We start from the raw sequence: 12007 nt of genomic DNA, 5'->3' as shown, positions 1-12007 counted from the left end.
GCCGTCTAGCCTTCGGCATCGTTACCGTCCCCGGTGTCGCCGGCCGGGCTGGCCGCGGTCAGCGCAATCGAAATCGGGACGGGCGTGGCCATTTCGATCTTTCCCTGCGGGTCGTAATAGGCGCCGATGGTGTACTCGCCTTCAGCTTCGACGGGGAAGGTGAGGATTTCAGTGAAGCAGCGGTACTTGGAGGGTCGGTCGCCATCGTCCGGCCAGTGCCACGACGCCTGGAGGCTGCCGCGCGGCACCCCGGCGGGGTCTTTGCACACGACGTGGAGCTCGGCGTCGTAGTCGCCGCCGGCGCGCGCGTGCACCACCAGGACGACCGGAACCCCTGCCGTCAAAGGCATTTGCTCGACGCGAAACCACGTGGTGGGTATGCCCGTGGCGCGGATTGCGCCGTTCTCGTCGAGTTCGGCGGTGCCGGCGACGAACAGCGCGGCGATATTCAGCATCACGACAGCTTAATGGGGTGGGGAAGCCGATTCGGCCATTTCAATTCGGCGCGGCATTCGCAAGAATTTCGCAAGTGGGCGGCTGTACTTTACGGCGCACAGCGGCGAGAGGAATCCCCATGGACGGCACCCGCACCCTGAAATCGATCCTTGCCGGCGTGCTGCTTTCGGGTGGGCTGGCGGCGGGAGGGCTTGCGCTGGGTGCGGGCGCCGCCCACGCCGACGGCCCGCATCGGTGGTGCCCGGGGGATCCCAAAAACATGCCCTACGTGGTCAACGGCCTGATCGACTGGGATTGGAGCGTGTGCCACACCTGGTACCCGGCCAACTACGGGATGGGCAACGTGACCAGCCAGGGCCGGCCCATGTCCATTTGGGACGGAGAGAATCCTCCGCCGGAAGCGATCACGCCGCGAGGGTGCCCGCCGATCGCGTTCATGTGTCCGTAGCAGCTTCGCCGCCGCCCGGCGCGGGTTGGGACCGGTAGCGATGCGGGCGATGTCGAATGGCGCAATAACGCGGCCCGCGAGGGCCCAGAGCACCGGGAAAGGGCAATCATGAACAACGTTCGTTCCGTGGCACGACGAATCGCGCGCGCTGCAACCACCGCACTGGTGGCCGGCGGCATGGGTGTGGCCGGCTTGGGCCTGACCGTCGGTAGCGCCGGGGCCAATCCCGGTGGCGCGTGGCCGGGCTGCCCGAACGACCACCCGCAGGGACCCTGCCACTGGTGCCCGGGCGACCCCCCGGTGCAGACCGGCAACCTTCGCGTCGACCCGGTGCGGTGGGACCCGAATGTCTGCCACACGTACTGGTACGTGTACCCGGGGCAGGGCAACGTCGCCAACATGATTTTCGAGGGCGACAGCCCGCCGCCGCCGCCCCCGCCGGCGCCACCCGGCCTGATCAACAGGGACAACTGCCAGCAGATCCTCGGGATCTTCTGCCCCCACGCGTGATCGGGCGGAGCCCTAGTTGGGCCCGAGGCCGGGCACGATGTCGCCGAGGCTGAAGGTGACCGGCTGTTCGAGTTGCGCGTAGGTGCACGAACGCGGGTCACGGTCGGGGCGCCATCGGCTGAACTGCGCGGTGTGGCGGAACCGCGGGCCTTCCATATGGTCGTAGCGGACCTCGACCACCCGCTCGGGGCGTAGCGGTGTAAACGAGAGATCCTTGCCGGCGTTCCAGCGCGAGAATTCGTTCTTGCGCGGCGTCCGTTCGCCGGCCTCGTGCGCGGCCCAGTTCCACGGGTGGCGCTCGAAACTGGTTACCAGGGGCTGCAATTCGGCGAACAGCCGCCGCCGTTCCGCCATCGGCAGGGCGCCGATCACGCCGACCGACGCGAGCTGGCCGTCGTCGGTGTAGAGCCCGAGCAGCAGCGAGCCGATCGCGTCGCCGCCCGATTTGTGCACCCGGTAGCCGGCGACGACGCAGTCGGCCGTCCGCTCGTGCTTGACCTTGAACATGACGCGCTTGTCGGGCTGGTAGGTGAGGGTCAGCGGCTTGGCGATCACGCCGTCGAGTCCGGCGCCCTCGAACTCCTCGAACCACCGTTGCGCGGTGTCCAGGTCGGTGGTCGCGGGCGTGACGTGGATCGAGGGCCCGGAGCGTTCCAGGGCGTCGACGAGGGCCGCCCGCCGTTCGCTGAACGGGCGCCGCGTGTAGTCGTCGTCGCCCAGCGCCAGCAGGTCGAACGCGATGAAGGAGGCCGGCGTCTTCTCGGCCAGCATCCGCACCCGCGAATCGGCCGGGTGGATCCGCTGCTGCAGCGCCTCGAAGTCCAGGCCGTGGTCGGTCGCGACCACGATCTCGCCGTCGACGACGCAGCGCTGCGGCAGCTCGGCCCGCGCCGCCGCGACCAGTTCGGGGAAATAACGGGTCATCGGGCGCTCGTTGCGGCTGCCGAGCTCGACGTCGTCGCCGTCGCGGAAGCAGATGGACCTGAACCCGTCCCACTTGGGCTCGTACGACGCGTCCGGCGGGAACGTCCGGACCGGTTTGGCGAGCATCGGGGACACCGGCGGCATGACGGGCAAGTCCATTGGTTCATTGTGCTGGAATCGACATGTGGCGGTTGCAGCGGAGGAAATCGACGTCGACGGCATCTCCGTGCGGGTGACCAACCCGGACAAGGTGTACTTCCCCGCGCTGGGGTCGCAGGGCACCAAGCGCCGCCTGGTCGAGTATTACCTGGCCGTCGCTCCCGGGCCGATGCTGACCGCCTTGCGTGACCGGCCCACCCATCTACAGCGGTTCCCGGACGGCATCGACGGCGAGGAGATCTACCAGAAGCGGGTCCCGCAGCACCATCCCGACTACCTGGAGACGTGCCGGGTGACCTTCCCGTCGGGGCGCACCGCCGACGCGCTGAAGGTGACCCACCCATCGGCGATCGTGTGGGCGGCGCAGATGGGCACGGTCACGCTGCATCCGTGGCAGGTGCGGTGTCCGGACACCGATCATCCCGACGAGTTGCGCATCGACCTGGATCCGCAGCCGGGCACCGGTTTTGAGCACGCGCGCTCGGTCGCGGTCGACGTGTTGCGGCCGCTGCTCGACGAACTCGGTTTGGTCGGGTACCCGAAGACCTCCGGGGGCCGCGGGGTGCACGTGTTTCTGCGCATCGCAACGGACTGGGGCTTCGTCGAGGTGCGTCGGGCGGGCATCGCGCTGGCCCGCGAAATCGAGCGGCGCGCGCCGGACGCGGTGACGACGTCGTGGTGGAAAGAAGAACGGGGCGAGCGGATCTTCATCGACTTCAACCAGAACGCCCGCGACCGCACCATGGCATCGCCGTATTCGGTGCGGCGCACGCCGATAGCGACCGTGTCCACGCCGTTGACGTGGGACGAGCTGGCGGGCGCCGACCCCGACGACTACACGATGGCGACCGTGCCCGACCTGTTGAAGAGCCGGGACGACCCGTGGGCCGGGATGGACGACATGGCCCACTCGATCGCTCCGCTGCTGGAGATGGCCGAGGCCGACGCAGAGCGGGGACTTGGCGATATGCCCTATCCGCCGAACTACCCGAAGATGCCGGGCGAGCCCAAACGCGTGCAGCCGTCGCGGAATACCGATCTAACCAGGAAAAACAAATCGAACTGACGCGTGCAAACCCGGATTCGGTTGTCCCCACCGCGATATGATTCGAATCTGCGTGTGACCTGATGCTGGGCCGGGCGATTCCGGGTCGCCGTGACGCACGGGTTATGACGCGTGGGAGGTGTCCCATGTCGTTTGTGATCGCGACGCCGGAACTGGTGGCGGTGGCGGCAAAAGATCTGGCGAATATCGGTTCGACACTCAACGCGGTCGAGTCAGCCGCGGCGCTCCCGACGACGGGGATTCTGGCCGCGGCCGAGGATGAGGTGTCGGCGGCCATCGCGGCGGCGTTCTCCGCCCACGGCCAGGGCTTTGCGGCACTCGGCGCGCAGGCGGCGGCGTTTCATGACGAGTTTGTGCAGGCGTTGACCACCGTTGCGGAATCTTATGCTGGTGCGGAGGCCGCCAATGCTGCGGCGTTTATGGCTAATCCGGCGCAGACGATAGCGCAGGATCTGCTCGGCTTCGTGAATCTGCCCTTCCTGACATTGTTCGGGCGCCCGCTGGTCGGCAATGGCGCCAATGCGGCTCCGGGGACCGGGGCCAATGGCGGTGCCGGCGGCATATTGTACGGCGACGGCGGGGCCGGCGGGTCCGGCGCGTTCGGTCAGAACGGCGGTAACGGCGGGGGTGCCGGGCTGATCGGCAACGGTGGCCCCGGCGGAGCCGGCGCAGGAGGAGCGGTGTCCGGCACCGCCGGCGGCAACGGCGGGGCAGGCGGCCTGCTGTTCGGCCACGGCGGTGTAGGAGGAACTGGCGGGAACCAAGGGGCGGGCAATGGCGGGATCGGCGGCACCGGCGGGGCTGCCGGGCTGTTCGGCACCGGCGGTGCCGGCGGCACCGGCGGGATCACACAGCTCGTCAACGGCCATGGCGGGATGGGTGGCGCTGGTGGCACCGGTGGTGTGTTCGGCACCGGCGGCATCGGGGGCACCGGCGGGTTCGCCCTTGCCGGCACCGGCGGGGCCGGCGGCATTGGCGGCAACGGTGGCCTCCTCTTGGGCTCCGGCGGCGGCGGGGGCGCCGGGGGCACCGGGTCCGCCGTCGTCACGTCGGTGGGCAACGGGGGCAGCGGCGGCAACGGCGGCAACGGCGGCCTCCTCTTCGGTTCCGGTGGCACGGGAGGGACGGGCGGCGTCGGCGGCGGCAGCCCCCTTACGCCCGGCGGCGGCCTTGGTGGCGCCGGTGGGTTCGGCGGGGCAGGCGGCCTGCTGTTCGGCCACGGCGGTGTAGGAGGAACTGGCGGGGTCGGCCTCGGCGCCGGGGGCAATGGCGGGGGCGGCGGTAACGGCGGCCTCCTCTACGGCTCCGGCGGTGGCGGCGGCACCGGCGGCAATTCCTTGAATGCCGGCGGTACCGGCGGCACGGGCGGCAGCGCCTTCCTGATCGGAGACGGCGGTAACGGGGGCGACGGCGGGTCCGGCACGACGACAGGCGCCGGGGGCCAGGGCGGCACCGGCGGGTTGCTGTTCGGCCTGAACGGGATGAACGGGTTGGCGTAGCCGGACGGCAGTGCTGTCGAATTGCCTTATGCCGGTGACGATCTCGTCGTTTATCTTGCTTTCGGCGTCGGGAACAGCTCTGCTAGCCGGTGTGCACGTCGGGAGTGCGCACGTGCTCGGGGCGAAGGCCCCGACCGAACAAAATCGGCGGGATGAATTGCAGGGGGCCGCGACCGACGACCGCCGGGATGCGGATCGGGGACAGGTCACCGTTCAGATTTGGCGCGATCGCCCGATCCTGAGCGAGCACTTGAACAGCCTGGATGACCCGGGCGGGCAACTCTCGCCGGCGCTGCACTTTGGCGAGGTCTGCGTCGCTGAGACGGCCTTCGCGCAGGGGGGCGCACAGGATGTTGGCCGCTGCCACCGCATCGGCAACGGCGAGGTTGATGCCGACGCCTCCGATCGGTGACATCGCATGGGCCGCATCGCCGATGCACAGCACGCCGGTGCGCCACCACGTCTTCAGCCGGTCCACCCGCACGTCGAGCAGACTTGTTTCGTCCCAGGATTTCAGGTCGTTGACGTGTTCGCGCAGCTGCGGTCGGGCGGTCACCAGGCGTTCCTTGAACGCCTCCAGCGATCCGTCGCGAGGATTCGAGCCCTTCGGCATCAAATAGGCGATCTGCCAATAGTCGCTCCGGTAGATCATCGCCATGATGAGGCCTTTCCGGATCACCCCGTAGAGCTCTTGCGGATCACCCGGGCGCCAGTTCAGCCGAAACCACAACACGTCCATCGGGGAGTGCGCCGCCGCGATCTGCAGGCCGGCCGCGGCCCGCACCGCGGATTTGCGCCCGTCGGCACCGACCACCAGGTCGGCGCGTACCTCCAGTTCGGGCGTGCGCACGCCGATCACTCGATCGCCGTCGACGATCAAATCCTTGACCTCGGCGTTACGGACCAACGTGAATTCCGGGTATGCAGAGGCCTTTTCAGCGAGGAAGTCGAGGAAGTCCCACTGCGGCATCAACGCGATATAGGGCTGCGGGAAGCCGAGCCGCTTGAGCACGCCGAAGGTGCCCAAGGTGCGAATGGAGCCGTCGGTGTCAAAAGCGATTCTGTTTACCTTGGTGTGCGGTAGGCGCAGGAGCTCGTCGACAATGCCGAGCTCGTCCATGATCCGCAGGGTGCTCGGGTGCACGGTGTCGCCGCGGAAGTCACGCAGGAAGTCGTTGTGCTTCTCCAAGACAACAACCCTGATCCCGGCGCGGGCAAGCAACAGGGCATGAACGAGACCGGCGGGACCGCCTCCGGCAACACAAACCTGGGCCTGGAGAACTTGTGCCACGGCCCGACAGTACTACGGGGATCGGGCGGGCCCCACCGGATCAAACGCCTTCATCAGGTCAACAACGACTCCGGTGTTTCCCACCGGACGCCATCGAATCGTCCGAAATCGCTGTCGTGACTGACTATTCGTGCGCGGTGCTCGATCGCCAAAGCGGCCAGGTGGGCGTCGCTGACGAGATTTCCTCCCGCGCCGACGTGGGATAGCAGCCCGGATAGCACGTCGCTGTGGCGCGGGGTGGGCGTCACGATCACGGCGCCTGGTGCGTTGCACCAGTCGAGCACTTGGGTCATTGCCGCGTCGGCTGTCAGGGGCGTAGGGAACAGCCCGTGCCGAGTCGTCAATCGCACGAATGCGAGCAGCGCCACCCAGGCGAGGCCGACGGTGTCGCCGCCGGACAGCGGGCCGTCGAGCCAGCGCCGTGAAGCCTCGTGGTGGTCCGCGGCGGTGTTGACGGCGTACAGCAGGACGTTGGCATCGACGATCCTCATGCGCCGCGGCGCTGTCGCCGGATCAGTTCTTCGTCCTCGAGTTCGCCGGCGATCTGCAGGGCCCGGTCCAGGTTCACCGACGGCACACCCAGATCAGCGGTGCGCGTTTCGAAAATCGCGGGAGCCGGTCGCCGTTGCGCACCCTGGCGGATGGCGTCGTTGAGCGCCTGCTTGAACGAGATTTGGCGTTCTTGCATCAGGCGTCTGATGACGACGAGCGTGTCGTCATCCAGTGTCACCGTGGTCCGCATGGTGCAGCATAGCGTCGCAATTGCTGATGCCATGCTGTCAAACGGGGGACCGCAGTGCGCCGCTCGGCTTTGAGTTGGGCGGAATCCCGCGCCGAAAACCCAGGGCTCTACGCATTTGCGCTGATGTTTTGCTCGTCCGGGGACCGCATGCTGGCTAGCATGAGCGAGATTGATCCGCGCGCGGACCTACCGGGGGTGGATTGGAGCGATCTTGGCGTGAGCGGGCTTTTGCCGACCGGCACGGTGACGCTGCTGCTGGCTGACGTCGAGGGTTCGACGCGGCTCTGGGAGACCCAGCCCGAGCAGATGACCGCGGCGTTCGCGCGACTTGATCAGGTTTTGTCGGAACTGGTGGCCGCGCATGCTGGGGTGCGGCCGGTCGAGCAGGGCGAGGGCGACAGCTTTGTGGTGGCGTTCTCCCGGGCCAGCGATGCGGTGGCGTGCGCGCTGGAGTTGCAGCGGGCGCCGCTGGCCCCGGTGAGTTTGCGGATCGGCGTACACACCGGTGAGGTGCAGCTGCGCGACGAGGCCAACTACATCGGCCCGACAATCAATCGCACTGCGCGGCTTCGCGATCTGGCCCATGGCGGCCAGACGGTGCTGTCGGGGGTGACCGAGGCACTGGTTGTCGACACGCTGCCGGCTGATGTGTGGCTGAGCGATCTGGGCACCCATGAGCTGCGCGGCGTCCCCCGCCCTGAACGAGTGGCGCAGTTGTGCCATCCCGACCTGCGCAACGAGTTCCCACCATTGCGGACATCGGAAGGCCTTGCAGCGCAAAACCTTCCACCGCAGTTCACCCGTTTTGTGGGCCGCGGTGCGGAGCTGAGCGAGGTGCGCGGACTGCTGGCGCAGAACCGCCTGGTCACCCTGACCGGGGCCGGCGGCGCCGGCAAGACGCGCCTTGGGGCGGAGGTCGCCAACCAAGTCACTGGTGAGTACGACGATGGTGTCTGGTATGTAGACCTGGCGCCGCTCACCGATCCCGGGCTTGTGGTTCTCGCGGTAGCCCGCGCACTGGGTCTGCCGGACCAGCCGGGCCGCTCCACCATGGATAGCGTGCTGCGGTTTGTCCGCGACCGACGCATCCTGTTGCTGCTCGACAACTGTGAGCACCTGCTCGACGCAAGCCAGGATGTAGTCGTTGAGCTGCTCGCCGGCTGCCCGCGGCTGACCATTTTGGCCACCAGCCGCGAACCGCTCGGCGTCGCCGGCGAACTGATCTGGCGGGTGCCGTCGCTATCACTGGCAGATGAGGCCGTCGAGTTGTTCGCCGACCACGCCCGGAAAGCCAGGCCCGACTTCAGTATCACCGACGACAACACCGCGCTGATCACTCAGATTTGCGCCCGCCTCGACGGCATGCCTCTGGCGATCGAGTTGGCCGCCGCACGGGTGCGTGCGTTGTCGTTGTCTCAGATACTCGACAGCCTGCATGACCGCTTCCGGCTACTGACCGGGGGTGCGCGTACCGCGGTGCGCCGCCAGCAGACACTGCGCGCCTCGGTGGACTGGTCGCACGCCCTGCTCAGCGAACCCGAACGGATCCTGTTTCGCCGGCTGGCCGCGTTCCTGGGCGGATTCGACTTGGACGCAGCGCAAGCCGTGGGGGCCGACACCGAGGTGGAGCGTTATCAGACCGTGGACCAACTTGGCCTGCTGGTCGACAAATCACTTGTGGTCGCCGAAGAATTGGGTGGCGATATGCGCTACCGGCTGCTGGAGACTGTGCGTCAATACGCCGCCGAGAAACTCGGTGAGTCCGGGGAGGCGGACGCCGTACGATCGCGTCACCGGGATCACTTCAAGGCGCTCGCCGCGGCGCTCGACGCCCCGGGGGGCAACGGTTACGAGCGGTGCCTCGAGCAGGCCGAGACCGAGATTGACAACCTCCGCGCCGCGTTCGCCTCGAGCCTCGAGAACTCCGGCACCGAGGCTGCGCTGGAGCTGGCGTCGTCGCTGCAGCCGCTGTGGCAAGCGCGCGGGCGCGTCCGCGAAGGAGCCGCGTGGTTTGACGCCGCCTTCGCCGATATCGACGCGCACGACGGCGACGTCGCGCCAGCCGTGTACGCGCGGGCGCTCGCCGACAAGGCCGTGCTCGCCACATTGATGGGCGCCGCTGAAGGCCTCGAGCAGGCTCAGCGAGCCCTATTGATCGCGCGCGAGGTCGATGACCCGGCCTTGCTAGTCCGGGCGCTGACCGCCTGCGGCCCAATCGCCGCGGTCAGCGCCGAGCCGGCGGGGCCGTATTTCACCGAGGCCATCGGCCTGGCCCGAAAATTGGGCGACCCCTGGGGGTTGAGCCAGATCCTCGCTTGGCAGGCGCGCGCGGCAACCACGGCCGGTGACCCGTTCGCGATGCGCGTAGCCGGCGAGGAAGGACGCGATCTTGCCGACGCGATCGGCGACCGGTTCGCGTCGCGGCAGTGCCGATGGTGCCTCGCAGTGGCAAAGGACCTCGAGGGCGATCTGGCCGGAGCCGCCACTCAGTTCCGCGCGGTGACCGCCGAGGCCGAGGCGGCTCACGACCTTACCTTTCTGGCATACGGCCTTGCCGGCCAGAGCGTGGCGCTGGCCAGCCAGGGTGACGTGCGTGCGGCCAGGGTGGCTGCCGATGCGGCCGTCGAGGCCGCCTCTGAAGTGGGCGGAATGGCTGCGGGTCTCGGCTCACTGGCGTTGGCTTCGGCAGCCCTGGCCGCTGGCGATGTTGCGACGGCACAACACGCTAGCGAGAGCGCCTGGCGGCACTGGAGTGTCTTGCCCGCGCAGGCTGCATGGCCACTCGTGTTCAGTGCGCAGGCCGCGCTGGCGGGCGGGGATCTGCTCGCGGCCCAGCGTGCCGCCGACCAAGCAGTCGCGACAACGACCGGCTGGTGGCTGATGTTTGCGCTGGCCACACGCGCTCGCGTGGCGATCACGCAAGGTGAGCTGGAGAAGGCCCGGCATGATGCTCAGGACGCGCTCGCACGCGCCGCCGCCATGCGGGCGGGTTCAGGTCTTGCCGACATCCTCGAGTGCCTCGCCGCGCTGGCGGGGCAGGCCGGCAGTCATCGCGAGGCCGCCCGGTTGTTCGGTGCCGCACAAGGCGTCCGGCAACGCACCGGCGAAGTCCGATTCAAAATCTGGGACGCCGGTTACGAGAACGCGATAGCGGACCTCCGAAAATCGATGAGCAACAATGACTTCGAGTCCGCGTGGGCCGAAGGCGCCGCGCTGTCCGCCGAGGAGGCGATCGCCTACGCGCAGCGCGGCCGCGGCGAACGCAAACGACCTTCGAGCGGGTGGGCATCGCTGACCCCGGCCGAGCGCGACGTCGTGCGGTTGGTCACCGACGGGCTCGGCAATAACGACATCGCCACTCGGCTTTTCGTCTCACCGCGGACGGTTCAGTCCCACCTCACCCACGTGTACGCCAAACTCGGCCTTTCCTCCCGCATGCAGCTTGCGCAGGAGGCCGCCCGCCACGCATGACCGGCGCCGGCGCCCCAATCGTCAATGCGCGCTGTCGAATTCGAGCGGCACGCTGATCGGGCCGATGATTCCGGTCATTGCCTTCCACTGCGCGGGTTCGGTGCGGTGCGGGTTGGGCATGCGCTGAGTGATGATACGCAGGGCCTCGGTGAGTTCGAGCCGCGCGAGGTGTGCGCCCAGGCAGTAATGCGTTCCGCCGCCGAAGGTGAGCATGGGTGGCGGATCGGTGCGGGTGATGTCGAGGCGATCCGGCTCGTCGTATACGGCCGGATCCCGGTTGGCCGAAGCCGTGTTCGCCAGCACGAGGGTGCCTGCCGGGATCATCACCCCGGCCAGTTCGATGTCTTCGGCCGCCTTGCGCGCGACGGCGAAAACGATTGGACAGTAACGCATCAGCTCATTAACGGCGTTCCCGGTCAGCTCGGGGTTCTGGGCCAGCAGTGCCCACTGGTCCGGATGGTCGGCCAGGACTTGCACCGTGGCCGCGAGCTGGTTGCGGGTGGTGTCGGTGCCGGCACTCAGCAGCCCCCCGGCCAACCTGACCAGTTCTTCGTGGGTGAGGCGGTCGCCGTCGTCTTCGGCGCGGATCAGGTCCGAGATCAGATCGTCCGTCAACGTGTTGCGCCGGAGGTTGATCATTTCCTCGATGTAGGCGTCGAGCTCCTCCAATGCTGCGAGGATCGCCGGCCCGTCCTGGGCGACGTTCCAGTCGAACACCTTTTTGATCTGGTCGGCCCAGGCGGAAAACTTCGGCCAATCCTCGCGTGCAGCGCCCAGCAGGGCGCAGATGACCGGAGTCGGATAGGGGCGGGCGATGTCGCTGACCACGTCGCAGCGTCCGAGCGGAGTGAGCGGGTCGATGAGCTCTGTGATGATCTCGACGGCCAGAGCGCGCAGCCGTTCGGCGCCGCGCGGCGCGAAAGCCTTCGAGACCAGCCGGCGCAACCGGTGGTGCGCCTCGCCGTCGAGGCTCAGGAGGCTGGCGGCGGCGCGCTCCCACAGCGGGCCGGAAGTGACGCCCTGCAGATCGAGTCCCAGGCCGCGGGCGCTGACGAAGCGCGGGTCGCGCAGCACTGCGTGCACCAGCCTGTAGCTCAATACCTCGGGCGCGTGCGGTCCGATCGCGATCGGCGCCCGCTCTCGGACCGCGGCGACGATGCGGTGCGCCTCCTCGAAGTCGGTGAGGTGGTCGTAGGCGATGCTGGGCAGGCCCGCGTCGAAGACGGTCGGGCACGTGCAGGTGGATGCCGTGTCGGTGGTCATAGTCGCCTCCGTGCGTTGGTGTGGAAACGACTATTCGCTGAACGCGGGCCCAGACCATCGGCCGCAATGCGTAGATCCGTGCTGACGGGTCGGATGTCCGGACTCGGTTGGCAGTGGACGAGTGGTCGCTCGCCACCACCCTGCGGCAGCAGTCGGCGGACCGTTTGAACCGGCTGAC

11 protein-coding genes are annotated in these 12007 nt (G+C 68.2%); 5 read left to right on the top strand and 6 right to left on the bottom strand.

The features are described from left to right. Positions 1 to 5: 5 nt before the first annotated feature. Positions 6 to 455, bottom strand: coding sequence for a hypothetical protein (locus tag A5705_RS01290; RefSeq protein WP_231964371.1), 450 nt, complete (start codon positions 453 to 455; stop codon positions 6 to 8). A gap of 119 nt (positions 456 to 574) precedes the next feature. Here A5705_RS01290 and A5705_RS01285 point away from each other — a divergent pair, with 119 nt between their 5' ends. Both A5705_RS01285 and A5705_RS01280 read left to right on the top strand, forming a co-directional pair. After that, entirely contained in the window at positions 575 to 904 is a 330-nt protein-coding gene (locus A5705_RS01285; protein WP_067881925.1) for a hypothetical protein, read from the top strand. A 126-nt stretch (positions 905 to 1030) separates the two neighbouring features. Further along, positions 1031 to 1414 carry a hypothetical protein gene (locus tag A5705_RS01280; RefSeq protein WP_231964370.1) on the top strand — a complete coding sequence of 128 codons (384 nt, stop codon included), beginning with the start codon at positions 1031 to 1033 and terminating at the stop codon, positions 1412 to 1414. A gap of 12 nt (positions 1415 to 1426) precedes the next feature. Here A5705_RS01280 and A5705_RS01275 read toward each other — a convergent pair whose 3' ends face one another. Beyond that, positions 1427 to 2497 carry an ATP-dependent DNA ligase gene (locus A5705_RS01275; protein ID WP_067881919.1) on the bottom strand — a complete coding sequence of 357 codons (1071 nt, stop codon included), beginning with the start codon at positions 2495 to 2497 and terminating at the stop codon, positions 1427 to 1429. A 25-nt stretch (positions 2498 to 2522) separates the two neighbouring features. Between A5705_RS01275 and ligD the strand changes: the two genes are divergently transcribed. After that, complete coding sequence (ligD, locus tag A5705_RS01270) at positions 2523 to 3563, top strand: non-homologous end-joining DNA ligase (protein WP_156762990.1); 1041 nt, start codon at positions 2523 to 2525, stop codon at positions 3561 to 3563. A 125-nt stretch (positions 3564 to 3688) separates the two neighbouring features. Next, positions 3689 to 5062 carry a PE family protein gene (locus A5705_RS01265; protein WP_068274704.1) on the top strand — a complete coding sequence of 458 codons (1374 nt, stop codon included), beginning with the start codon at positions 3689 to 3691 and terminating at the stop codon, positions 5060 to 5062. 82 nt (positions 5063 to 5144) lie between these two features. Here A5705_RS01265 and A5705_RS01260 read toward each other — a convergent pair whose 3' ends face one another. Genes A5705_RS01260 through A5705_RS01250 form a run of 3 tightly spaced genes read right to left on the bottom strand, consistent with a single transcriptional unit; the run spans position 5145 to position 7095 of the window. Further along, positions 5145 to 6353 (bottom strand): FAD-dependent oxidoreductase, encoded by a 1209-nt coding sequence (locus A5705_RS01260; protein WP_082956221.1) that lies wholly within the window; start codon positions 6351 to 6353, stop codon positions 5145 to 5147. A 53-nt stretch (positions 6354 to 6406) separates the two neighbouring features. Then, positions 6407 to 6844 carry a type II toxin-antitoxin system VapC family toxin gene (locus A5705_RS01255; RefSeq protein ID WP_067881906.1) on the bottom strand — a complete coding sequence of 146 codons (438 nt, stop codon included), beginning with the start codon at positions 6842 to 6844 and terminating at the stop codon, positions 6407 to 6409. Next, positions 6841 to 7095 (bottom strand): antitoxin, encoded by a 255-nt coding sequence (locus A5705_RS01250; protein WP_067881903.1) that lies wholly within the window; start codon positions 7093 to 7095, stop codon positions 6841 to 6843. The genes A5705_RS01255 and A5705_RS01250 overlap by 4 nt, the downstream gene beginning before the upstream one ends. 147 nt (positions 7096 to 7242) lie before the next feature. On the opposite strand from A5705_RS01250, the gene A5705_RS01245 reads away from it, so the two are divergent. After that, on the top strand, positions 7243 to 10566 hold the full coding sequence (locus tag A5705_RS01245; protein WP_067881900.1) for a LuxR C-terminal-related transcriptional regulator: 3324 nt from the start codon (positions 7243 to 7245) through the stop codon (positions 10564 to 10566). A gap of 21 nt (positions 10567 to 10587) precedes the next feature. Here the strand turns inward: A5705_RS01245 and A5705_RS01240 are convergent, their stop codons facing one another. Further along, complete coding sequence (locus A5705_RS01240) at positions 10588 to 11829, bottom strand: cytochrome P450 (protein WP_067881897.1); 1242 nt, start codon at positions 11827 to 11829, stop codon at positions 10588 to 10590. Positions 11830 to 12007 lie beyond the last annotated feature (178 nt).

The sequence above is a fragment of the Mycobacterium sp. E787 genome (genome assembly GCF_001668725.1).
In the GTDB taxonomy this organism is placed as follows: Bacteria; Actinomycetota; Actinomycetes; order Mycobacteriales; family Mycobacteriaceae; genus Mycobacterium.
This window is presented reverse-complemented; position numbering and strand designations above follow the sequence as displayed.